The organism is Streptomyces sp. NPDC051563 (assembly GCF_044454225.1).
In the GTDB taxonomy this organism is placed as follows: Bacteria; Actinomycetota; Actinomycetes; order Streptomycetales; family Streptomycetaceae; genus Streptomyces.
This window is the reverse complement of the sequence record NZ_JBITDL010000010.1, coordinates 11,754-36,703: the sequence shown is the minus strand read 5'-3', so window position 1 is coordinate 36,703 and position 24,950 is coordinate 11,754. Positions and strand designations below refer to the sequence as shown.

The following is a 24,950-nucleotide window of genomic DNA, read 5'->3' as shown; positions in this document are numbered from 1 at the left end:
CCCTAGGAACCGCCGTCCTCGCCGGCACTGGGGCTAGCCCCCGTATCGCGCCGCACGAGCCCGCGCACGGGGCGGACGAGGAGGAGGGCGAGGGCGCAGCCGAGACTGATGGCGGCCCCGCCCAGCAGGAGCGGACGGACACCGAAGAGGGTGCTCGCCGGGCCCGACAGGACCTGGCCGAGGGGGATGGCGAGGATCGAACCGCCCACCTCGTACGCGGTCACGCGGTTGAGCCGGTCCCCGGGGATCTGGGTCTGCACCGTGGTGGACCACTGCACGCCCCAGAACGCCCAGCCCACACCGCTGATCGCGTAGCCGAGCATGAGCAGCGGCAGGGCCGGGACCAGCGCCGCGGCCAGCGGCATCATCGGGAACAGGAACATCGCGATGCCGCCCCCGAGCAGCGGGCGGACCGGGCGGATCCGCAGTGCGACGAGGCCGCCGAGGACGCAGCCGGCCCCGAAGGCGCCCTCCGCGTACCCGAAGGCGGCCTTGCCGTGCTCGGAGATGATCGAGGCCGCGCCGAGCGGGGTGAGCGGACCCCAGACGAAGACCCCGAGCACCCACCAGATCAGGATCACCGCCCACAGCCAGGACCTGGAGCGGAACTCGTCCCAGCCCTCCCGCAGGTTCGTCAGGGTGGACTGCGAGCGGTCGGCCTCGAAGCGGGGCAGGCGCAGCGCGACCAGGCAGACCCCGCTGATCGCGAAGGTGGCGGCGTCGATCACGAACACCCAGGCCGTGGAGGTGGCGGCGACCAGGACCCCGGCGAGCGCCGGCCCGGCCATCGTGGCCATCCCCTGGCTGACCCGCAGCACCCCGTTGGCCTGGGTGGGGTCGGTGGACACCTGGGGGACGAGGCTGGAGGTGCCCGGCTGGAACATCGCGGTCGCGATGCCGCCGAGGACCGAGCCCGCGATGACGAACCACAGGGTGGGGTGGCCGAGCCAGAGGTAGAGGGCGAAGGAACCCTGCGCCACGCACCGGACCGCGTCCGCGCCGATCATCTGTGGCAGGGGGTGGAAGCGGTCCGCGATCACCCCGCCGAAGACGATGAAGAGGGCGAAGGACCCCATCCAGGCACCCAGCGCGTACCCGATGCCGCTCACCCCGTGGCCGAGGGAGATCATGGCGACGGCCAGGGCGACCGGCATCATCGTGTCGCCCAGCATGGACACGATGCGGGCGGTGAAGAACAGGCCGAAGTTCCTGGTCCACAGGCGGGTGCGGGGCAGGGGTGGAGCGGAGACGGACGAAGTCGCCATGAGGGGCCAATTCACTTGGATTCGGTGGGGGGTTGGCCGGGTGGGGCTCGGCGTCCGGCCCTTGAGGATCAAGTGCGGGCCGCGGGCCGGTCAAGCGAATTGATCCGGGGGGTGGGGGAGGGTGCGGGGAGGGCTCGGGGGAGGGGCTGGGGGCGTGCGGGAAGGGCTCGGGGAGGGCCCCGGAGAGGGCCTCGGGGAGGGCCTCGGGGAGGGTCCCGGAGAGGGCCCCGGAGATGAGAGCCGCCGCTAGAGATGAGAGTTGACATGCCCGCTGACCTGCCCACTATTAGTTTGATGAATGTCGAAGCATGATCATTCCGGGGCATGGGAAATGAGAGTGGGGCTGACAAGGGCTTTATGGCTGCGTGTGAGCTCGTGCAAGTCAGCGCGACCTCGCATCAGGGGGCGCAGGGCTCATCGGCTCGCCGCCTCGTCTCGCGGGCCTCGGCTCCGACTACCCTTGCGTGGTACGTGGAGCGGGCTGTCTTCATCACCGTGCACAACAACACGACCGTGTAGTTTGCCATCTCCGCGTGGATGAACCCGCATATCTCAGTGAGCGTTTTCAGCTTCGCCGCTCCAGGGTGACGCCGCGGCCCTCGCTCGAGCCTGGAAGCTCCTCGGCTGGGCCCGCCGGGCACCGTGGGTTGTCTGTGAAAAGTCGCGGGCGGTCACTTCGCTGAGGGGCCGGTCCTGCGCTTCGGGGCGGAAGGTGATTGTGGGGAGGGATGGAACGCATGCTCGAAGTGCCATCCCTGCAAGGTTCTCCGGCCGGTACTTCCCAACCTCCGCAGTGGCGTAGTCGGACGAAGACATCCCTGTAGAGAGGACAGAGGGCATAGGGCGATGAGTGTCGCTGAGAGTTGGTCGCGTGTGATGAGCCTTCTTCGAGAGCACGCGCCGGTCGATCACGCGGATCTGCCGGGGCCCGCTACGGAGCAGATGCTCGCGGCAGCCGAGGAACGGATGGGGATCTCCCTGCACGGGGACCTGCGGACGTGGCTGTTGCAGAACAATCTGGATCTGCCGGAGGAAGACGTCGACGACGCCGTGATGTGCTGCGGCTTCGACGGATTCCCCGACGAGGGAAGCTTCTTTCTGGGCATCCGGGCGATGGAGAGGCTCTACGCGAATCACCCCTTGTCCGGTGGGTGCGAATGGCGCAAGGAGTGGATCCCCTTCCAGTCGGACCGGGACGGCTGGATGGGGCAGTTCATCGACGCGAGGGACGGACGTCTCGGCAGATGGTTCGTGGGTGAGCCCACGGTCACCGGCGAGTACGCGTCACTGGCTCACTACTTCGACTCCGTGGCGGAGATGCTGACGAGGATCGGCGCGGGGGACTATCCGGTCTGTTCCGTTGCCGAAGGGCGCCTTGTCTGGTCGTGAAACGGTTCCCAACTGGATGACGACCATTGCCAATCCGTCCTCACCCTGGAACGGCAATGAGATGCATCAGCGTTGACTTTCCAGGGTGAGGACGGCTGACCCCGTGGAGTGGACACCCTGGCAATGGATCTTGATGGTCCAGGGAGGGATGCCCAGGTGGGACGCAGGTCTCCGTATCCGGAGGAGTTCAGGAAGGACGCTGTCGCGCTCTTTCGGTCCGCGGCTGGGAAGCGGACGCACGCGGCGGTGGCCGCGGATTCTCGGTATTACCGCGGAGTCGCTGCGGACATGGGTCCGCAAGGATGAGGCCCCGGCCATGTCCGACGGCCGTGGAACCGGTGTCGGCGTGGCCGAGGAACTGACCCGGCTGCGGGCGGAGAACACCCGGCTACTCAAGGCTGAGCAGGAGTGGCGCCTGGAGCGCGAGATCCTGCGCCGGGCAGCGGCCTCTTTCGCTCGAGAGGTGAAGTGAGATCCCACCGCCGGGACTTCATCTCCGAGAACCGCGCCGATTTCGGGGTCCAGCGGATCTGCCGGGTGCTGGGGGCATCCCGCGCCGGCTTCTACCGGTACCTGGCCACCGCACAGGAACGCGCGGAGCGCCGGGCCGAGGAGAAGCGGACCGTGGCCGAGATCCGTGCCATCCATGCCGAACACCAAGGGGCATATGGTGCGCCGCGCGTCCATGCCGAGCTGCGGGTGAGGAGGCGGGGCATCAACCGAAAGCGGGTGACCCGGCTGATGCGGGTCAACGACATCGTCGGCCGGCACCTGCGGAGGAAGAAGCGGACGACGATCGCGGACAGGACCGCTCCGCCCGTGCCGGACCTGGTGATGCGCGACTTCACCGTGGACGCCCTGGACACCAAATGGTGCGGCGACATCACCTAATAGCCGTCGGCGCGACAAGGCTCTACCTCGCCACCGTGATCGACATCTGCTCGAGGAAGGTCGTGGGCTGGTCGATCGCGGACCACATGCGGACCTCGCTGGTCACCGACGCCATCGAGATGGCCGTGGGCTCCCGCGGCGGCCGGGTCCGCGGCGTCGTTTTTCACACCGACAGAGGAGCCCAGTACAACGCGGCCGCCTTCGCCGAGGTCTGCCTGCGGCACGGTATCCGCCGGGTCGGCTCGAGTTACGGTAATTCCCCTTGCCGAGTCGTTCTTCCAGGGCCTCAAGCGCGAACTGCTTCACGGACGCCGCTGGAACTCGAAGGCACAGACCCGACTCGAACTCTTCCGCTGGCTTTCCTACTACAACCGGCGCCGCCGCCACTCCGCACTCGGCTACCGAACACCAGCCGAGTTCGAACAACAACTGATCACGACAAGCAAGCTGTCGCTCGTCGCATGAAACCCCGGTGTCCACTCCCCCGGATCAACCTCAGACGGAACTTCACCCACCCGCCCGCACAGCGGACAAGACGGTAGAGAGCTTTGGCCAGGCTCTTACAGGTTCACGAAGCCCGGCCGGCGGATACGTGTGAGCGTCTCCCGGCGAAGGTTGACAGATCCTGATGAAGACCCGAGTTCAGTCCGAGCTTGGGTCAGATCCCGCCGGGAGACGCCTACGAACATCAGCCCTACTGTCAGCGCTCGACCAGCTCCGCGCACGACGTGCCACGGTCGTGCGCGGTGACGGCGGCCGAGACGCCGTCCGTGCCGGCACCGGAGAAGGTGACGGTGAAGCACCGCTGTGCCCTCGCCTGGGCCGAGCCTAGGATCGGCGAGGATCGCTCGTAGAGGGTGGCGAAATACACCAACACGCGCACGGTGGTGTCGGTGCGACGCATGTCGTACAGCGTCCCCTGCCCCGGTGCCATGTCCGGGCCGGAGGTGATCACCTTCCGCATTTCCTGCTGGTCGAAGGGGAACTCGGCCTTACGAGCCAGGACCTGGTCCACGAACCGATCGGCGAACACCCTCGTGTCCTCGAACGCCTCTTCCCTCCGCGTGTCACCACTGTGGCGGGCAATCAGGAGGAAGCCGGTGGCCGTGACCAGCAGCGCGAGCAGGAGCGCGACGAACACCTTCGCCCATGAGGCGGTACCACCTCGTCGTTCAGGGCGCATTGAGCTTGTTCACCGCGCGCAGGAAGGCAGCCGAGTAGGCGGTCGTCCCTACTTGGTTCGGGTGGTAGCTCTCCCGGCTGACGCACCAAGTACCCCCGACCTTGCAGATGAAGTCGCCGTCACCGTTCTGACCGGTCACGATCTTGTTGATTCCTTCGGGGCTGTCGCAGGCGCGCTTGCCCTCGAAATCCGCGTCGGGCGACTCATAAGTGACCGGGAGCCCCTGTGCCTTCAGCCTCTCGGCGAGCTCCCGCTGCTTGGTGTCCATGTGACGGCCGAGTTCGTTCAGCCGGATCATTCCTATCCCGCCGACGCCACTAACACAGAGGGTGACGTCCGTGTTGAAAAGCTTTGGATAGCCCATGAGGACGATCTTGGCATTGGGTGCCCTGTTGTGGATCTGCTGAAGCACCGAGGCGACGCCGCCGTCGACCGCGGTGTCGATGTCGGCCTTCACCTCGTCGTCCGGCGGGCAGCCGAGGGTGGCACACTCCTGGAGGACCGTGGGGAAGCCGGCGTCGTTTCCGCCGATGCTGAGGGTGACCAGGGTGGTGTCGGAGGTGAGGGCTCCGGAGTCCATCTGGGACTTCTCGCGGAAGCTTCCGTCCCAGTCCCAGTGGATGTTGCCATCACTCCCCATGGGGTCTCCCGCCCCCACCTGGCCGTTCCAGGTGTGGGCACCGGAGCACGAGACGTTCTGGAGTTCCACAGACGGGTCGAATCCGTCCGCCAGCTGGCCCAGAGGGCCGGAGGTGCCGGGCATCGTGGTCTTGCGGGACCACGAGTTCTGGCTGCGGCGGCAGGCGTTCCAGCTCTTGGTCTCGACGGAGGAGTTGGTCTCCTTGAGATAGTCGCCGGCGCCTTCGCCCGAGGTGTAGGAGTCACCGAGGACCGCCACGATCTCCTTCGGCTTCCCAGGAAGCGGCTGGAAGCCGACCGCGTCCCAGGCCACGTCCTCGCTGCCGTCACCGTCCTCGGTCTCGGAGCTGAGCCGCACCCGCGGTGTTCCGGAGACCTGGTATACGCCCAGTGATACCCATTCGTTGGCCTTGCGCTTCTGGCTGATGAAGCGGGACTGGCTGAAGTACCCGTTGCCCAGGTCGATCTCGTACTCGGCTTGCTGGGTGTGCGCGCCGTGGTCGGGCAGGTGGACCAGAATGCGGGTCCAGCCGTTCAGCTCCTGCCCCAGCCTCCAGGTGCCGGTCGTCTCCAGCCGGTCGCCCTCCGCCCCGTCCTTGCGGGTGTGGGTGAACCAGAAGTGGTTGCCGTATCCGGCGCCGACCTGATGCGTGTCGATCTTGCCTGGGAAGATGCCGTTGACGTCCTTGTAGCTGAACTCGAACGAGCCGGCGGAGGAGCCCCTCGCGCACCGCGAGCCGGCGGGCCAGGCCGTGTCCGGCACGTCGTCGACGATCAGCGAACCGGCCGGCAGGCCGCCGCTGCAGCGCGGTGCGTACGAGGTGGTCGCGTCCGGTTGCTCGGGGTAGTCGGTGTTGTTGAAGCGGTGGATCGCGTTACCGCAGTGACCCGTGTCGCAGCTCTTCCACGTGGCCGCCTTGTTCCACCAGCAGTGCAGGTCCGAGCGGTTGCAGGCGCCCAGACCCGGCTCGTTCTTGTCGTCCGGCCCGATCTTGCTGGGGTCGCACTCGTTGGAGGAGTCGCAGAAGGTTCCCTCCGGGGCCTTCATGGTCGTACGGTCGGCATTGGTGGTCCACCAGGCCGGCCGGAAGCCGGCCTGCATGTCACCCGGCGCGAACATGGCCGAGAGCGGGCGGGCCGCCCAGCCCATCACCTTCTCCTGGTACGGCCAGTCCTGCGGGTGCGCGGCGTGCGAGTAGTCGTCGGCGCCGCTGGAGGCCTCCAGGAACGGTGTCCGGTTGGCTTTCCACAGCGGGTTGGCGGGGTTGTTGGTGAAGCCCACGCCCCACGTGCCGCCGTTGTCGGGTGCGGCGGACTGCTCGTAGAAGCCCGCGTTGTAGGCCCAGAGGGCGAAGTACCAGTTCTCGATGTACTTCGGCTTGCCGTCGTTGATGATCAGACCTGCGCTGCGGGTCTGGTTCCACTTCTCGGCGAGCTTGTCCGCGCCGGCGGCGATGTTCGCCGTGTAGTCCAAGGCGGCCGCCTCCTGCTGGGCGGTGGAGAGGGTGGGCTGGCCGTGGCCCGGCAGGCGCATGCCGTCGGTGATCTGGGTGATGCCGTATCCGCAGTCGGCCTTGGCCCAGTTGATCGCCCAGGCGTCGCCTTGGTCGCCGTCCGCGGCGTACTCGATTCCGTAGAAGTTGCCGATCAGCGAGTTCGCCGTGACGCCGGGCACCGCGAACCGGGTGGCCTGCCACATGTTGGACTCCTGGGCGGTGATGCCCAGCAGGATCTGCGCGGGGATGTGCCATTCGTCTGCGCGGTCGACGACTCCGTTGGGGTCACCGAGTAGGGGCCGGATGGGGAAGAGGTCCTGGGGGCGGTAGGCGCCCATCGCCATCGACTTCCATTCGCCGGGGCGCTCGATCCACTTGTTCAGGCCGTTGATCACCGCCTGGTCGACGGCCCATTCGACTTGCCGGGGGGTCGGCTGGAAGGCCTGCTTGACGATGTCGTTGCGGGGCACGGAGCAGACGCGGGGGTCGTCGACCGGGGAGTTGGATCCTCCCGAGGCGGCGGCGCGCGTGGTGGCCTGCGCCGTGGCCTGGATCGGGACCCGGCCCGCCGACATGGTCTTCACTCCAGGCTGCGGCTGGGTCGCGGACTTCGCTGCGGCACTGTCCTCGACCGGCTTCGGCAAGGCTGGCGTGGTCTGCCGTCCCTGGTTCATCCGGTTGCTGGCGACCGGATGCCGGCCCGGCACGCTGTTGAGCTTCGCCGTCTGTCCGGTTTCCAGGACCTTGATGCTGGTGGCGACGGTGCGTTCGGTCAGCGCCTCGTCCGGACGGATCTGGGAGGCCTTGCCGTCGGCCCACGCGGAGGCCACCGCGGCCTGCCCGCGCGTGCTCATCCGGGTGTCCTTGGCCAGGCCGCCGGGGTTGTGCACGTGCGCGGGAGCCTTGCCCTTGCCGGCTGCCTTGCCAGTGACGTACACCTCGCCGGAGGCTGAGGCGGCGAGGTCCAGCGAGTTCAGCTCGCCGGTGGCCACGAGCTGCGGTCGAGCCTTGCCGTCCGCGGTACGGAACGCTGCGGCGGCCAGGTGCCTGACCTGGCCGACGACCTTGCCAGCCTTGTCCTTCTTCGGGGACTTGTCCAGGAAGGTGACGCCCCCCGCGGCGTCCTTCGTGAGCTGGAAGGGCACGCCGTCGGTGCTGGCGATGGGCTTGCGCGATCCGTCCTTGCCGATCTTCACCAGCCGCGCTCCGTCGGCGGCGACGACCTCGTTCTTGCCGTACGGGATGGCCGAGGTGATCTGCCCCGTAAGCTTCAGCGGCTTCTGGGTCTTGCCGTCAGCGGCGTCCACTGTGACCAGCCGGGTGGCGTTCTCGGCCATGCTCTCGTCGGTGAACTGCGACAGCACCGCCTGCTCGCCCTCGCCGCAACCGGGTGAGAAGTACGCGAGCGACACCTGCACCGGCAGCTTGGTGACCTTGCCGGTGGCCAGCTCCACGACCGCGGCGAAGGCGCCCCTGGCCATCAGCTCGGGCTTGTTCGTGAACGTACGCGGCGCGTACGCGACCACCGCGCGCTCACCGGACTCGGTCAGGCACGCGTTGCCGATCCACGCGTCGGTATCGAAACCAGGCTCGGACAGGCTGGCCGCCGTCTTCCAGCCGTAGCCGTTCTTGGCGTCGGCCACCAAGACGTGGAAGCCGGAGGCGTCCCCGGACGTCGTCCACGCCCGGTCGAAAGCCCCACCGATGATCTTCTTGCGGTCCGCGGGCGGGACGGCGGACGGGTGGTCCTCACCGCCGCCGATTTCGGGAACGGCGCCTTGAACGGCGCCACTAGGTGCCTCGGTAGCCTGCGCTGGCAGGACGGTCGGCGCACCTATCGATACCGCCGCCACGACGGCGACGACGAACGCCGCCGATCTTCTATGGATTCTCACAATATTATTCCTCTTCGGTGCATGCCGGAAATAACTGGTGTGTGACGGTCGGAAGCGGCTCCGGCGAAGCGCGTCAGAAAGGTGGAGAATCCACGTCCTTGAGCGCCGTCGCATCCGTCACGTGCCCCCATGCGACGAGTGGTGCCGGGTGGTCACGGGCACTTTAGATGAGAGTTTCCACGGAGTCAGCGATCAGCGGAATCCGTGACCCCGCTTGTGACGGCCGGTGCAGGCGAGTGCTCCGCGAAGCTGCCATCGGGAGGGAACGGATCATGCCGTCAAGCGGACGTTCTCCCCCAATCGGCCTGACAGCGTATGGAGTCGACGGCGGAAGCCCGCCATGGATATACGCCGGCAGGGATCGCCAGGCGGGGAGCGTGCGCAGGCCGAGGGCCGTGACCAATCCACTACGCGTCCATCGCGTCGCAGGTAGCCGTGATCAGGGGTACGAGCCGGCAGGCGTGCGGGCCCGTATCCCTGATCCAGAATCCGCTGTCAACTGCGGACCGCAGGGCCTGCGTACGGAGGAGTGCGTAGAATGCGCCTCTGGGGTCTACTCGGAAGTGAGCATCGTGAAGAAAACGCGCATATGTCTCGTGGTGGCATGCACTCTCATGGTCGCCTCATGCGGGGGAAGTAATACGTCTGTCGACACATCCCGCCTGACTGACCGGGAAAGGGAATGGGTCGAGTTCTCCTACGCACACGAGAAGGATCAGGACACCAAAGAGGCGTGGAAGCAGATGACCGCTGATTCCGTCAAGTCCTACCTCGATGAGCAGCGTCCGCGCTTGTGCGGCGACACAGCATCGCTGATGCAGAGCCTGAAGGAATCCGGCTATGAGGCTGGAGAAATGCAGGACTACAAGGAAAAGACCGCAGAACTCATCTGCTGACCCCTGCAGGCGTATGCAGAGCACGGGTCCCTGTCGGCGACGGCAGGGGACCCGTGCGTCTGGAAGCCGGGCTACATGTTCTGTTCCACCGCGCCTCCGAGGATTCTCAGCGAGTACTTGTCGTATGCCCGGTGCAGGACCATCACCACGGGCCCTGAGGTGAACACCCCGCTGACGACGTACTCTTTCTTGTTTCCGGTCTCAGCAACCTTCTTCTCGTACAGGGAGTCGGTCTCCTTCTTCGCTTGATCGAGCCACGAGGATGCCTTCCCGTGGTCGACCCCCACCACATCCAACCCGGTGCAGGCTGTGAGGAATCCGAGGCCGTCGGATTGTTTCGTGCCGGTTCTGCACACGAGAGACGACATGTCCTCGTGATCGTCGTATCCAGCCGAAACCGTCGCTCCGCCTCCACCGCGCCCGTGGATGTAGGTCCTCATGTTCCCATCGGGCATCTCCTGCTCAACGGGCTTGTCCAGCTCCAGCTTCCAGTCTTTCGAGAGCCCGGCTAGGAAGTCTTTCCCGGTGTATCCGCTGGCCATCGTGTCCACCGCGCCGAAGCTCGGCCGTTCGTCGCCGGCCACCGCGTGCTTCGGCAGATCGGCGGCACGCGGCGCGGTTCGTGTCGTAGTCGTGGACGGCTCAGGACGGGGCGCTGAGGCCTTCGAACTCTCGGACGCGGCCGTTTCGGGGCTGTTGTCCCGGCTGCAGGAGACGGCTCCCGCCGTGCTGATGACGAGAGTCATCAGCACGGCGGGAACACGGATGGCGGCGCGTATCACTGGCCACCGTCGACGAGGGCGCACGGGCCGGGCTCGGCGGAGTTGTACGGAACGAAGGCCATCGCGTCGAACACGACGTTGTCGTCCCCGGTTCCGCCCTTGTGGATGTTGTCAGCCTCGATCCGGCCGCCCTTCCAGAAGGTGAAGGTGCCCATCTCGAACCAGGTGTCCTTGCCCGCGCTGCGGGTTGCCTGGTTGACATTGCAGTAGTCGGGTTTGGCACCGAAGGCGTTCTCGCCCGGGATGAAGTCGTACCGGACGACCGCTTCCGCGCCGTGGCTGGGCAGGTGGACGTAGACCTTGTAGCGCTGGCCGGGCTGGTCCCCGGAGGGCAGCTTCTTCTGGTTGACCTGCCACCGGCCGGTGATCTTGTGGAAGGGCTCTGTGTAGTCGTAGTTGTGAGTGAAGTAGACGTGGTGGTCGTAGCCGGCGCCGAGCTGGTGAAGGTCGATGTTGGCGATGTAAGGGGTGGCGCGGAACGTGCCGTCGCTCCTCAGCGTGGTGATGTTGTCACCGGACTGGAGGGTGAACTTGCCGTCGCTGGAGCCCTCGAAGTCCCCGCAGTCGTATGTGTCCTCGTGCTGTCCGAGGTCATCGACGATGATGGCGCTGGTGTAGACGCTCGGGTGGCCGATGCACGGGCCGTGACCGTACTTGCTCTGGAGGGCGGGTTCCGCCGAGCCGAGCGCGTAGCTGAGCTTCTCGGTGCTGGAGTTGGTCGTGCTCTGCGGGCCCATCCAGTCCGCGCTACCGCTCCAGCGGCACTGATCGTCCCAGGTCGGGCACGGGTCGGCCGCGGCCGGGTTGCACGCGTTGACGGACGGGGAGCAGAACACGTTCCTCGGGGCAACCTTGATCACGCTCAGCGGCATGTTCGGCTCGGAGTACGACTCTTCGCCATTCCACGTCATCTGAGGGACTTCCGCCCAGCCGAGGATCTTCTCCGAGTAGTTCCATTCGCCGGGGCGGGAGGCGTCGTCATAGCTGTAGCGCAGGAACGCCTTTCGGTCTGCCGGGTATTGCGGGTTGATCGGGTTGTTGAAGAAGCCCACGCCGACGTTGCCAGATGTGTAGACGCCGGAGTTGTAGCCCCACAGCGCCATGTACCAGTTCTCGATGTACTGCGGGCTGCCGTTGTTGGAGTTCATGCCCAGAGCCTTGAGCTGGTTCCACTTCTCGGCCAGGATGCCCAGACCGGCTGCGATGTTCGCCGCGTAGTCCGTGGTGACGGCGCCGGCGTGCAAGGTGTCGAGCTGCGTGTCGTGCAGCTCGGACATGCCGGTCGTCACTTGGGCAATGCCGTAGCCGCAGTCGGCCTTGGCCCGGTTGGGATACCCGTGGGTGCCGTTCGCATTTCCGAGCCAGTCGGACCTGGTGACGTTGCCCGAGTCGCCGTTCATGGAGTGCCAGGAGGCCTGCTTGAAGTTGGACTCCTGAGCGAGGATTCCGAGCATGACCTGTGCGGGAATCTCACCCCCGCCGGTCAGCGAAGGCTTGGGGAAAAGGCCCTGCGGGGTGTACGCGGGAAGACCGGTGTCGTGCCAGTTCTGCGGGCGCGAGACGTTCAGTTGGCCGTGAACAGCCTGGCCGACCGCCCACTCGACCATGTTCGCGCTGACCTGGAGTGCCTGCCGCTTGGGGTCGTTGCGCTTGACGATGCAGGGGGTTTCCATTGTCCCGACCTTGCCCCAGACGGGCGCGCCGTACCCGGACAGACACTTCGTTTCCGGGTCGCCCTCACCGCAGTTGGGCGGATCGTCGTCATCGGCCGTGATGAACGCGGCCGGGTCCATCGGTAGGGAGGAATCCGACTTCGGTCGCCTGCGGTCCGCGTCCACGAGCTTGGTCGCCTTCGCACCGGTCTTGAGCGCGGTCGCCTTGACGGTCAGTGTTCCGGCGCCCTCGTTCGAGGGCGAGCCGATGCGTGTGGTGATGCCCTTCATCTGCTCGGAGAAGACCGAGTTGGTGACCAGGTGACCGTGACGGGAGATGCCGGCCACACGGCCGTCCACCGCGTGCTTGGAAAGCCCCGGGGCCTTACTGGTGTCGATTCCCTTCACGTCTCCGACGACCGCGGCGCCATCAGCCACGGGGAGGAGCTTGACCGTGCCTTTCGGGGCGCGGCCCAGTTCGGTGAGGTCCTTGCCGTTGAAGCGGGAGATGACGCTGTTCTCGCCGTCGACCGTGCCGACGTCCACGGCGCCGTTCTTGGAAGCGGTCAGCGCGAACATCGGTCCGGGCATCGCGGAGAGCTTGCGGGCGGACAGCTTATTGCCATTGCCCTTTAGGTCGACGAGGTTGCCGCCGAGCACGCCGACCGTGCGCCCCTGCATGGGAGTGACGTGCGTCAGGGACCCGTCGAGCGTACGGCGTGAAGACACCGATCCCGTGGTCGCGTCGACCGATATCACCGTCGTCGAACCGGCGGACGTGTCGGTGGCCGAACTGGAAGTGAACGCCACCTCGTCGCCCGTGCCGCACCCCGGGGTGAAGTACGCCAGTTGCACCCGGTCGGGAACCTCGGTGACCTTGCCGTCGGAGAGACGGATCACTGCGGCGAACGCGCCGTCCCAGTACGCACCGGGCTTGTTGGACCAGGACGACGGGGCGTAGACGGCTGCCGCGTATTTCCCTGAACCCGTGGTGCAGACGTAGCCCGTCCAGGGGCCGGCGTCGGGCAGTTCCTTGCGGTCGAGGCGGGCGATCTCGTAGAAGGAGAACCCGTCGCTCTCTTTTGCCGCGAGGATGTGCAGTCCCTCGGCGTCACCGGTGGCCTGCACGATCGAGTCTGGTGAAGAGGCGTACTCCGAGCCCAGGTCCTTGCTGGGCGTGGAGAACAGACGGGGTATCGCGGTGTCCGAGGCGGCGGGTGCTGCCGTGGTGTCCGCGGAAGCCAGCGGGATGAGGGAGACAGATGCCGCCACCACGCTCATGGCCAGCAGCGGGTTCATGGCGAGGTGCCTTCTGAAACGCGTTTTGTGCTTCATCTTCCTTACATCCAATCCGTGCAACGGCCGTGCTGGATCGGCAGGCTCAAGTCGACCGGCTTATCGTGAGTGACCGTCGGGTCGTTGACGATGTACTTCGTCGGCGCCGGATCAAATTTGGCATCGACGTCGTTCCAACATGCCTTCGCCGTAGTGCCCTTCCAGTTCTGCATCTTGGTGTAGGCACCTGCCACACCGTCGGCGAGAAGACCCGCCGTGTCGTAGACCTGGATTCCGCCGTCGGGATCACGCGTCGCCCACAGCGTCAGGTACACGTAGTCAGGCGACGTGTCGAGATCGCGTGACACCTTCGCCCATACCCCCTGACATTGCGGTGACCACATCAGCCGGATCGCGACCGAGCCGTCCGACTCGGTCACCTGCTGCAGAATCTCGGCATCGGCATCACACCCCATCTGAATGGGATCCTTGCCCTCACAAGAGGCCCGCCAGCAGTCTGCTGCGGCTGCCGGGGACGCCTGAATTCCCTGAAAGGCTCCAGCCAGCAGCGTCAGAGCGGCCGCTACGGGCCCCCATCTACGTATGCCGTGCACAGGTATCTCCTCCAAAAGTTCATCTTCGTTCCGCACCAATCGCGGCTCTGTTCCGTATCGGTGGTGACGTTGAGTCGCTGACTGCGACCATGGGACGTGGATGATAACAACTCCCTTGCGAGTGTGGTTCTTTCTGGATTGAGGGGACTGAGCCCTTTTCAGCCTGAATGTGGAGCAGCGGTGTTGGTCAGCGGCGTCGTCACGGAACGACGAAGCACCTGGTGGATGGGATCTCAAGCAAAATGACCTAGTTCCTCCCGGAGCTTCGCAGTGCTTGTCTGCCTTTCCCCAAGCGCCGTGGGCAGGTGATGCCCGTTCCGATCCATCGGCGCGCTCCGCCTGGCGGGGCGGGACAGCATCGCCGAGGGTCTGCGTCATCAGGGGCGGGACATGGCCCGGCCACTGGCCGCCCTCGGACTCACGTGATCATTCCTGACCGATCGCGAGGACGACGGAGCCCTGCCCCGTTCCCCCCTCAGAGCGGCGCGCGCACGTGAATGTTCGAGGCCGTCCGTCACCGCACGCCCAAAACCGTCATACAGCGCATACCCGCTGAACGCTTACGTCTCGATCACGCAACGTCCCTGGCCAGGAGACTGGTTCGGGTGTGAAGATCTTTCCGGCACAAATGATCTATTGACGGAGAAGTGATGAAGGATATCCGCTACATGAAGAAGGTGGCCGCCTTCGCTACGTCCTTCGCGGCCGTGGTGGCTGTGATGGCGACCGCCGGTCCGGCGCATGCGGCGGAGTACACGGTCGGCGATAACTGTGATGTTCCGTGGATCAACTGCACACAGGGTGATCTGTGGCTGTTCTACAACTCCAAGGACATCGCGATCCAGGACGGATGGATCAAATCGGGGTACACGTTGTTCTACGGCAACGTGAGCGACCACTTTGGTACGAGCCAGTACCAGGGATCGTCGTTGACGAGCTACCGCTATATCTTCGTCGGCGGCGGTAATGGTAACGGCCAGTACATGAAGAACAATGCGGCGTCCGTGTGGAACTGCGCCCCAGACGACAACTACCGCGTGTACTTCAACTCCGGCTACGGCGGTACATCCCAGTACTTCCAGAAGAACGGCCCTTACGGAAGCTGCAACATCACCAACCTGATCTCTGCCCTGAAGAACAACAACGCTTCCTCCCACTTCGCGTAAGAAGGAACCCCCGTGAAGCACACCAAGCGGATAGCCGCCGCAGTAGCCCTGACCGCTTCAGCTCTCCTGGTCAGCGCCTGCTCCTCCGGCACTGCCCCGGACATCACGCAGAACGCGGCCGACGGTAAACCGATCGTGAACAAGGAAAACTGGCCCAAGAGGATCCCCACCAGCGGCCTGACCAAGAACCTAACCCTTCCACTGGAGGGGTACATGGCCTCCTACGAGGACCAGGTCGCCATCGAGCAGGCCGCCACCAATCTCCAGCAGTCCTGCATGAAGGACTACGGTATCGATCTGACACTGCCGCGAGCGGGCGCCAACCCGCCTCCCAGTGACAACGACGCCAACATCGAACGCCGTTATGGCATAACAGACCGGGCCGAGGCCGAGAAGTACGGCTACCAGCTCCCCCCGGCACTACAGGAGCACACCAAGCAGCCCCTGCGTGATCTGTCCGATGTCGAGGTCGAGATCCTGACCGGCCACACCAAGCCCGAACCGCCCAAGGCATCCAAGGCGGGAGAGCCGGTCGCCGGCCCCGGCCAGGGCATCAAGCCCGCTCGGGCCGAGCACAACGGAAAGAAGTTGAAGACAGGCGGCTGTATCGGCTGGTCCAAGGATCAACTCGGCGTGAAACAGGCCGACCCGATCATCGTGGCGCAGCTCGCCGGGGACAGCCTTGTGCAGTCGATGAAGGAGGACAAGGTGATCAAGGCCGTCGCCGCGTGGTCTTCGTGCATGGACGGCAAGGGACACAAGGGACTTGCCGATCCTTACAAGGCGATGGACCAGGGCGTCACGAACGACGCGAAGCCGTCACAGGAGTCCATCGCTCTGGCGGTCGATGACATCGACTGCAAGAAGCAGACGGATCTGGTGAAGATCTGGTTCGATGTGGAGTCCGCACTTCAGGACAAGCAGATCGCCGACAACAAGAGCCAGCTGACCGAAATCAAAGAGCAGCACTACAAGGAAATCACTGCCGCGCGCATACGTATGACGGCTTCCTCCGAGTGAGGGCTGATGTAGTAGTGCCCGGATCGCGCATGGTCCGAGCACTGGGCCTGATGGCGGCGTGTGCACTGGCCGCCGGGTGTAACGCCTCCGCTGACAGGGCCCCCGCCGCGCAGCGGCCGGCGACTCCGAGCTCGGAGCAGAGTAGTCCGCAAGTGCCTCCATCGCCTGTGGCTTCGGTGCACTCCGAAGGTCGTACGCGTGTCCTGGAGTACGGAGACCTGGTCGTACGTGCCACGCCGGAAAGCAGCGGTGTGCGTACCGAGATCGAGGTAGCCAATACCTACGAGCGTAATGCGACATACTCAGTCAAGATCAGCATCGCTGACGGTGAAGGCTGGACCGCGTACAACCGGTTCTGGCTTCAGGATGTCCCTCCGGGAAAAACAGTTCGGGATGACGCGTTGATCGGCTCGAAGGACATGGGTCCGATTCCGCAGGTTCCGAAGATTTACGTCGACGAGTTCACTCCCATCGTCAACCAGAAGTAGAAATGGGAACACTTTAGTGTGCGTGTAGGGCAAAAGAAGCGAAGCGCGCGGTGGTGATATTGGCAGCGACAGCACTTCTCGCCTCGTCGCTTGTCCAACTCCACGCAGGCTCGGGGACCGAAGGTCCCCCACAACGACTGAACGCGGTCCGGATCGACTTGCGCCTGGGTGGCTGCACGGCGGGCGCGGAGCGCAGAAAGGGCCCAGTGCAGCAGGAGAGTGGCGTGGAGTTGATAGTGGACGATCTCGGGGCTTCTTGTACTGCAGCAGCAGATCTTGTGACGGTTGATCGATACTGCCGTTGAGTGGTCATGCCGGTGGGTGTGACGGAGCAGCATCTCGGCTTGTGGGCTGAGCAGTTGGTGTCACCGATGGAGGTGTTCGCGGACCTGGTCGAGAGCCTGCTGGCGGTCTTGGGCAGGGTGAACGGGTGGACACTGTCCGTGCGGGCGGGGCATGCGACGCCGGACCGGGTGTAGAAGTTCTTGAACGCCGCGTCGTGGTCGGCGGATGTGTTCAGGGATCGGGTACGGGACTGCGTAGTCGCCGGAATCGGTGACCCGGAGGCTGCGCTCGTGCTGGACGACAGCCAGGTTCAGAAGAAAAGCACGCGCTCGGTGGGGGTCGCTCACCAGCATTGCGGTCTGACTGGGTACGCGCGCAACTGGCAGGTGATGGTGATGCGCACTTGCGCGGCATCGGGCGGGCACACACCTTCGTGGACCGGGCGCTGTACCTGCCCGAGCTGTGGACCGGCGACCGGGATCGCTGCCGGGCCGCCGGGGTGCCCGACGAGGCCGGGTTCGCGACCAAGCCCCTGTCGGGGCTCGGCATGCTGGAACGCGCACTGGCGGCGGGGCTGCCGTTCGCGTGGGTGGCCGCCGATTCCGGCTACGGACGCGACCCGGGACTGCGGGCCTGGCTGCACGCCCGCCGACTGCGCTAGGTGCCGGCGGTCTCGGTGGACCTGCCACTTTCCGGCCCGCCCGGCAAAGCGCGTCAGCCGAAGGCGGACAAGGTCGGTGACCTGCTGCACTATGCGGTCGTCCGGGACCGGTGGGAGCGTCGGTTGTGCGGCGAGGGCGCCAAGGGCCGGCAGTCTTACGACTGGACCGCGTTCGAGATGACCGCGACCGGGCAGGAACCGGCACCCGGGTCGACTCCGCGTACGCCTCGTTCGCCGACGCAACCAACCCTCCAGCACGGCACGCTGGGCATCGGGCACCGACAACGGCGGAATCTTCGGGCCAGGACGACTCATACCGAACTAACGCCAAACCTTAAGACTCAGGCCACTAGGGGAATTGGCTAGATCTTGCCCGAACATGAGTCAACTCTTTGCTGTTCGATAGATCTAAACACCCGAATTGCTGCGAATTAAGAATGATCTAATGATCGAGGCGCCGCGACCGTCGAAGTCCTCTCCACCGCCCTCCCATGAACCCCCGCGCCTGCCCCGGCGCCCTCGCCACCACCCCCAGTCCCGGCCTTGCGGCCGCCCAAAGGCTTCCCAGCCGGACCCGGCCGTTCCACACGGTCCGGAACCGGCCGGGTTTTCGCCGTGCCGGTGGATCCGGTTCGGCGTGTGTGGGGTACGCACTGTGCGCACCCCGTTATGGGGAGATTTCGTGTCGCGATATAGATGGCCCACGCTGGGCATACCAGGGACGGTGTTCCTGGCAGTGTCCCTGCTGGCGTCCACTCAGGGCCCGGCCTCCGCGGCCTCGGGCCCGACGGCGGTGAAGGCGCCCGGCGTGCAGGCGGCGCCCGCCGAGTCGGCGGGTCCAGCTGCCGATGTCCTGGTCAACGGATGGGGTGACAGCTCGGGTTACCACCTGGCGGTGGGGACTGGCGCCGGCGGCTATGCCTGGCGCGAGCTGGCGGTCGTCCGGCCGGGAGGCATCGACGACGCCTCCTGGACGGGCTACCAGTGCGTTTCGGGTGACGGGCGCTACGCGGCGCTGACGGTGCTGCCGGCGTCCGCCGTCAACCGGGCCGAGGCCCGCGACCACGGGGCGTTCGCGTACTCGGTCGACCTGAAGAGCGGCGCGGTCAAGCCGGTGGCCACAGGTGTGGCGATGAAGTACCACTCGCCGGGCTGCGGTCTCTCCAAGGACGCCACGTTCGTCGTCAACCCGGGCGAGAACCAGCGCAGTACGCAGGTCCTCTCGGTGGACCTGCCCACTGGCAAGATCCGCAGCACGGTGACCGTGCAGGGGCAGGTGACCTCCGTGGTCCCCACCCCCGAGGGCCCCGTCGGCGTCATGGGCGCCTCGCTCGTACGGATTCCCGCGCCCGCCGCGGGCACGGCCGCTCCGAAGGTGCTCGCGAAGGTCGACGGTGACGCGTACGACCTGCGCCCCTCGGCCGGCGGCACGGTCGACTTCGCGGTCCAGTCCGAGAAGGCGGAGCCGTCCAAGCTGATGCGCCTGCGCTCCGGCAAGGTCTCCTCCCTGGGGCAGGGCCCCAAGGAGTCGCTGCGCCTGATGCAGGGTCGCTCCGGCCACGCCATCGCGGTGGGCGCCAGTGACGTCGCCGCCAGCTCCGGGATCACCAAGGCCCAGACCAAGGGCCTGCCGAACGGTGTCACCGGGGTCTCTCTGGACGGCGGCGCCCTGATCGGCGACGGCGCGGAGACCTCCTCGGACGCGCCGCTGGTGCTGGCCACCAAGGATGGGCGGCTCCTGAACCGCCCGGCGGCGAAGTCCTCCAAGAACGCGGTCACCGCGCTGCCGGTCCCGCTGGCGCAGCCGGTCACCCCGCCCCCCATGGGAGCGAAGTCCCTAAGCACCGCGCCCAGTTCGACCGCGAGCTCCGGCTCCGGCGTCCAGTGGACGAAGCAGCCGCAGGCCTCGGCCATTCCGATGGCGGTGGCGGCGGCGCAGACCACACCCAAGTGTGCGGTGGACCGGCTCGCCGAGAACCGACAGGTCCTGCAGCCGGGTACGGCGCAGGTTTCCTGGGGCATCGAGATGGCCGAGCAGGGTCTGCTGACCGGCTCCGCCTACACCCGCCCGGCCGGGTTCGCGAACCTGGGCCTGGCGGCGTACGCCCCCAACAGCGACTTCTCCCGGGTGGCCCTCAAGCACCCGGCGGGCGACACCTTCGACACGGTGCCCCGCTCGGTCTACCAGGCGATCGTCGCGCAGGAGAGCAACTACAGCCAGGCCTCCTGGCACGCGCTGCCCGGCATCGCGGGCGGGGTGCTCGTCGGTGACTACTACGGCGCCGGCGGCTCGATCAGCCACATGGACTATGCCAAGGGTGACTGCGGCTACGGCCTGGGTCAGGTCACGACCGGCATGTCCAAGGGCGACACCACCTACTCGGTGAACGGCCAGACGAAGATCGCGGTCGACTACCAGGAGAACGTCTCCGCGGGCCTGCAGATCCTGCAGAGGACCTGGAACCAGCTCTACGACGCGGGCATCACCGTCAACGGCGGTAACCCCCGCTACCTGGAGAACTGGTACCTGGCCGCCTGGGCCTACAACTCCGGCATCCAGCCCAACTCCAAGTTCGGCAACACCACGGGCTGTACTCCCAGCCCCACCTGCGTCGGTGCGGACGGCACCTGGGGCCTGGGCTGGTCCAACAACCCGGCCAACCCCGACTACCCGCCGACACGCGCCCCGTACCTGCGCTCCTCCTACGCGGACGCCTCGCACCCCGCGAGCTGGCCGTACCAGGAACGCATCATGGGCTGGATGGGCCAGCCCATCCTGCGGTTCAACCAGCAGGCGTACCCCAAGCCGGACTACCACGGCGGCAAGACCTGGCTGCAGATCCCGCCGGTCGGCTCCTTCTGCACGGCCGAGAACCTGTGCGACCCGACGGGCGCGCAGAACCCCAAGAACTGCACCCTGGCCAGCCTCCAGTGCTGGTGGCACTCGCCGGTGACGTTCATCGCGGACTGCGCCACCACCTGTGCGACCAGCGCGTACACCGCGGGGGCCGGATCCACCGAACCGGCCGTCGTCAAGCCCCACCCGCACCCGCCGACCTGCACCCTCGACACCTCCAAGGTCGCGAACGCCGGCTACGGGTCGCCGATCATCGTCGACGAGTCCCAGAGCCAGCCGCCGCTGAACCTGGTGGGCTGCGGCGCGTCGAACTGGTCGCAGGGCGGCACCTTCTCTTACGCCTACGGGACCAACGCCGCGGGTGATCCGATCGGAGCCCTGGACACCCACCAGCTGGGTGCCGGCTTCGGCGGCCACGTGCTGTTCACGCACACCGAGGACGGCTCCAACCCGGACCAGATCAACACCGGTACCTGGACGCCCAACCTGCCCAAGCTGCAGTATTACAAGATCAAGCTGCACTTCCCGTCGACCGCGGCGTCCGCCACCAACGTGGTCTACACGATCAACCCGGGCGGCGGGGTGAGCCCGTGGAAGATCCGGGTGAACCAGGACTGGGGATCCGAGGAATGGGTCACCATCGGCACCTTCGCCATGCAGAACGGCGGCAACGTCAAGCTCACCAACAAGAGTGAGATCACCGGCTCCGGCAATATCAACTACGCGGACTACGACGTCGCGTACGACGCCGTCGCCTTCATCCCGATGGGCGGCACCCCGGGCCAGCCGATCGGCGGACCTCCCGGTGTCAAGGACGCGCCCAAGGGCAGCAATCCGGCCTGGGCGCAGTGCGGCTGCGTACGCCGTACTGCCGGTGACCCCGTGGACACCAGCACCGGCTACTTCGGCGAGACCATCAAGGACCTGGACACCCCGGGCCGCGGCGCGCCGCTGAACTTCTCGCGCACCTACGCCTCGGCCCTCTCCAGCCCTGCCGGCCCGAACGCGGCCCTGGCCGTCAACGGCGCCTTCGGCTGGGGATGGACGTACTCCTATAACCTCTCCGCCGCCACCAACGGCACCAGCGGTGATGTGACGGTGAGCCAGGAGGACGGCTCGCAGGTCACCTTCATCAACACCGCCGGTACCTACGCCCCGAGCGCACCGCGCTACAACGCCTCCCTGACCAAGTCCGGGACGACGTACACCTTCACCCGCAAGTCGAAGGACGTTTTCATCTTCGACACGGCCACCGGACGCCTGCTCTCGGCGACCGACGTGGTCGGCAGCAAGGCCACCCCGCCGTACGCCACCACGATGGCGTACAACGGCTCCGGCCGACTGAGCACCATCACCGACCCGGGCGGGCGCACCTACACACTGACCTGGACCGGCACCCACATCACGGGCCTGACCGACACGGCCGGCCGCAAGGTCACCTACGGCTACGACGCCGCGGGCAACCTCACCGACGTCTACGGCGCGGGCACCACCCGCACGCCCACGCTGAAGGACGACGACCACGCCACGTTCGGCTACGACGCGGCGCACCTGATGACCTCGATGCGCAAGCCCGCGCAGTTCGGCAAGGTGGCGACCCCCACGCCGGTCACGACGAACGTGTACGACGCCTCCGAGCGCGTCACCAAACAGACCGACCCGATGGGCGGGATCACAGCCTTCGCGTACGGTCCGGACGCCGCGGCCGGTCTCACGGCCGGGCAGACCCGGGTCACCGACCCGGTGGGCCACAAGACGCTCTACACCTACCAGAGCGGCATGCTGACGTCCGAGACCCGCGGGTTCGGCACCGCCGACGCCGGGACCTGGACGTACACCTACGACCCGATCAGCATGGGCATGACCTCCTCCAGTGACCCCGAGGGCAATCTGGAGACGTTCGCCTACGACGACCACGGCAACCGGATCTCGCAGAGCGACTCCCGCGGTTTCACCACCAGCTACGTCTACGACGACACCGACCACCTGATCACCACCATCGACCCCGCCGGCCTGCGGACCGACCGGGGCTACGACGAAAGCGGCCACATCACCGCGTCGGGCAGCGGATTCGGACTGCTCACCAGCACCACCGTGCAGCCGGGCGACGGCAGCGCGCCCGCCCGTACGAGCGCCATGTACTACGAGGACGCCACCCACCCGGCGGACGTCACCCGGACGGTGGACGCCCGCGCCAACACCACCCTGGCCACCTACGATGCGAACGGCAACATCACCGGCAGCACCGACCCCGAGGGCAACAAGACCCTGTACGGCTACGACGCAAACCGGGGTCTGATGACCTCCTCCGTCTCGCCGGCCGGCACGGCGGCGGGCACCACTGCGGGCTGCACACCGCCCGCCAAGGGCTGCACCGCCTTCGGCTACGACGCCTGGGGCCACCAGACCAGGAGCGTGGACCCGCTGGGCCGTGCGACGTCGGCGGTCTACGACGCCAACGGCAACCAGACCTCGTCGACGGATTCCAACAACCACAGCACGGTCATCGGCTACGACGCCTTCGACCGCAAGACCACCGTCACGCGACCCGACGCCACCAAGGCGCAGACCGTCTACAACGGTGACGGGACCATCGCCAAGACGATCGACGGCGCGAACGTCGCGACCCTCTACGGCTACGATGCCCAGGGAAGGCAGACCAGCCGGACCGACCCGGGCGGCCGGGTGACGGCCGTCACATACGACGCGACGGGCAATCTGCTGACGTCCACCGACCCGCAGAACCGGGTCACGACCTACGCCTACGACCCGACCGGCCAGCCGGTCACGATCACGTACTCCGACGGCACCACGCCGAACGTCACCGGGATCAGCTACAGCCCGTCCGGACGCCGGACGGCGATGACCGACGGCACGGGCACCACCACGTGGGCCTACAACGCCTTCGGTGAGCTGACCTCGCTGACCAACGGAGCTGGTGCGGCCACCACCTTCGGCTACGACGCGGGCGGCAACCAGACCTCCCTCGTCTATCCGGGAGGCACGGGCCGCACCGTCACCCGCACGTTCGACAAGGCCAACCGGCTGACCGCACTGCGGGACTGGAACACCAAGTCCACCACCTTCGGCTACGACGCCGACGGCAACTGGAACTCCACCGCCTACCCCAACGGCACCATCGCCACCAGCGGGTGGGACGACGCCGGGCGCCGTTCCTCGGACACCCTGAAGAAGGGCACGACGACCCTCGCCGCCCTCACCTACACCCGTGACCTCGCGGGCCAGCTCAGCGGGGAGACGCCCACGGGCGTCCCGGGCAGCGCCCAGACGTTCGGGTACACGGCGCGCGATCAGCTCAAGACCGCCACGGCCGGTTCCACGACGACCGGATTCGGCTACGACGCCGCGGACAACCCGACCCAGGTCGGAAGCTCCAACCAGGTCTTCGACTCCTCGGGCCGGCTGTGCTGGTCCACCACGGGCACCGCACCGGTCAACCCGGCCTGCTCCACGCCCGCTTCCGGGGCAACCACCTACACCTACGACCCGCAGGGCAACCGCACCAAGGCCACCACGGGCGGCGGCGCGGTCAGCTCCTACGGATATGACCAGGCCGACCGGCTGACCACTGCCACCAACGGCGGCGCCACGGCCACCTACCGCTACGACGGCAACGGCCTGCGCGCCTCCAAGACGGCGGGGGGCACCACGACCTCCTTCGCCTGGGACGGGGAGGAGAACCCCAACCTGCTCTACGACGGGACCACCAGCTACCTCTACGGTCCCGGCCAGGCACCGGTGGAGCAGATCTCCGCTGCCGGCACCCAGTGGTACTTCCACGACCAGATCGGCTCCACGCGCGCACTGACCGACACCGCCGGCGCGGTCACCTGCACCTACGGCTACACACCCTTCGGTACGGTCAGCGGCCACACCGGAACGGCATCGACCGCCCTGCAGTACACGGGCCAGTACACGGACGGGGAAACTGGACTGCTCTACCTCCGCGCCCGCTACTACGATCCGTCCACGGCGCAGTTCCTGACCGTGGACCCGATGGTGTCCCAGACACTCAGTGCCTACGGGTACAGCTGGAGCAACCCGCTCAACTACACAGACCCGAGCGGCCGGTGGAGCCTCGGCGGGTTCATCCACAAGCACGTGGACGCGATCGGACAGGTCAGCGGCTGGGCGGCCGGAATCGCGGTGGTCGCCACGATCGGCGCGGCTGTCTGCGTTCCGTGCGCCCCGGTCCTCGGTGTGGTGGCGGTAGTCGCCAGCGCCGTCATGATCGCGACTCAGGCCGCCTACACCTACGACAAGTGCAAGTACAGCAACTGGGGTGACTGCGGTGCTCAGATCGGGTTCCTCGCGGCCGAGGTCGGCGGCGTCGGAGCGGTCGGCAGGGTCGCCAAGTCGGTCGGCTGGGGACTGAAGGCAGCGCCGATCGAGGGCACATTGGCGAACCTCCGCAAAATCTGCGGCGGATGATCTAGGCACGGCCACGAACCCACAGTCGCCCGAGTAGACCCCAC

At 66.6% G+C, this 24,950-nt stretch carries 13 protein-coding genes and 2 pseudogenes; 9 read left to right on the top strand and 6 right to left on the bottom strand.

Going from position 1 to position 24,950, the window contains the following annotated elements; genetic code table 11:
- Window positions 1–2: 2 nt before the first annotated feature.
- A complete protein-coding gene (locus tag ACIA8F_RS13820) occupies window positions 3–1,265 on the bottom strand; it encodes an MFS transporter (protein ID WP_399378528.1) in 1,263 nt (420 codons plus the stop codon).
- Window positions 1,266–2,141: 876 nt separating this feature from the next.
- Here ACIA8F_RS13820 and ACIA8F_RS13815 point away from each other — a divergent pair.
- Entirely contained in the window at window positions 2,142–2,654 is a 513-nt protein-coding gene (locus ACIA8F_RS13815; protein ID WP_399378527.1) for an SMI1/KNR4 family protein, read from the top strand.
- Between the two features lie 156 nt (window positions 2,655–2,810).
- Window positions 2,811–4,010: pseudogene (locus tag ACIA8F_RS13810) on the top strand (IS3 family transposase).
- A gap of 235 nt (window positions 4,011–4,245) precedes the next feature.
- Here ACIA8F_RS13810 and ACIA8F_RS13805 read toward each other — a convergent pair.
- On the bottom strand, window positions 4,246–4,686 hold the full coding sequence (locus tag ACIA8F_RS13805; RefSeq protein WP_399378526.1) for a hypothetical protein: 441 nt from the start codon (window positions 4,684–4,686) through the stop codon (window positions 4,246–4,248).
- A gap of 31 nt (window positions 4,687–4,717) precedes the next feature.
- Window positions 4,718–8,758, bottom strand: a complete 4,041-nt coding sequence (locus ACIA8F_RS13800; RefSeq protein WP_399378525.1) for a GDSL-type esterase/lipase family protein — start codon at window positions 8,756–8,758, stop codon at window positions 4,718–4,720.
- Between the two features lie 563 nt (window positions 8,759–9,321).
- On the opposite strand from ACIA8F_RS13800, the gene ACIA8F_RS13795 reads away from it, so the two are divergent.
- Window positions 9,322–9,654 carry a hypothetical protein gene (locus tag ACIA8F_RS13795; RefSeq protein WP_399378524.1) on the top strand — a complete coding sequence of 111 codons (333 nt, stop codon included), beginning with the start codon at window positions 9,322–9,324 and terminating at the stop codon, window positions 9,652–9,654.
- A gap of 71 nt (window positions 9,655–9,725) precedes the next feature.
- On the opposite strand, the gene ACIA8F_RS13790 is transcribed toward ACIA8F_RS13795, so the two are convergent.
- From ACIA8F_RS13790 to ACIA8F_RS13780, 3 genes are read right to left on the bottom strand one after another with little or no spacing between them, the layout of a single operon-like run.
- On the bottom strand, window positions 9,726–10,400 hold the full coding sequence (locus ACIA8F_RS13790) for a hypothetical protein (RefSeq protein ID WP_399378523.1): 675 nt from the start codon (window positions 10,398–10,400) through the stop codon (window positions 9,726–9,728).
- 32 nt (window positions 10,401–10,432) lie between these two features.
- A complete protein-coding gene (locus ACIA8F_RS13785; RefSeq protein ID WP_399378522.1) occupies window positions 10,433–13,387 on the bottom strand; it encodes a hypothetical protein in 2,955 nt (984 codons plus the stop codon).
- Window positions 13,388–13,428: 41 nt separating this feature from the next.
- The gene (locus ACIA8F_RS13780) at window positions 13,429–14,355 is read right to left on the bottom strand and encodes a DUF2690 domain-containing protein (RefSeq protein ID WP_399378521.1); all 927 of its coding nucleotides are present in this window, start codon (window positions 14,353–14,355) and stop codon (window positions 13,429–13,431) included.
- A 272-nt stretch (window positions 14,356–14,627) separates the two neighbouring features.
- Between ACIA8F_RS13780 and ACIA8F_RS13775 the strand changes: the two genes are divergently transcribed.
- From ACIA8F_RS13775 to ACIA8F_RS13750, 6 genes and pseudogenes are all read left to right on the top strand, one after another.
- Complete coding sequence (locus ACIA8F_RS13775; protein WP_399378520.1) at window positions 14,628–15,143, top strand: hypothetical protein; 516 nt, start codon at window positions 14,628–14,630, stop codon at window positions 15,141–15,143.
- A gap of 12 nt (window positions 15,144–15,155) precedes the next feature.
- Complete coding sequence (locus ACIA8F_RS13770; protein ID WP_399378519.1) at window positions 15,156–16,163, top strand: hypothetical protein; 1,008 nt, start codon at window positions 15,156–15,158, stop codon at window positions 16,161–16,163.
- 251 nt (window positions 16,164–16,414) lie between these two features.
- Complete coding sequence (locus ACIA8F_RS13765) at window positions 16,415–16,651, top strand: hypothetical protein (RefSeq protein ID WP_399378518.1); 237 nt, start codon at window positions 16,415–16,417, stop codon at window positions 16,649–16,651.
- Window positions 16,652–17,163: 512 nt separating this feature from the next.
- Window positions 17,164–17,307, top strand: a pseudogene (locus ACIA8F_RS13760) (transposase); the annotation flags it as partial.
- A 32-nt stretch (window positions 17,308–17,339) separates the two neighbouring features.
- Complete coding sequence (locus tag ACIA8F_RS13755; RefSeq protein WP_399378517.1) at window positions 17,340–17,597, top strand: transposase; 258 nt, start codon at window positions 17,340–17,342, stop codon at window positions 17,595–17,597.
- Window positions 17,598–18,321: 724 nt separating this feature from the next.
- Complete coding sequence (locus ACIA8F_RS13750) at window positions 18,322–24,906, top strand: RHS repeat-associated core domain-containing protein (RefSeq protein ID WP_399378516.1); 6,585 nt, start codon at window positions 18,322–18,324, stop codon at window positions 24,904–24,906.
- The last annotated feature ends 44 nt before the right edge of the window (window positions 24,907–24,950 follow it).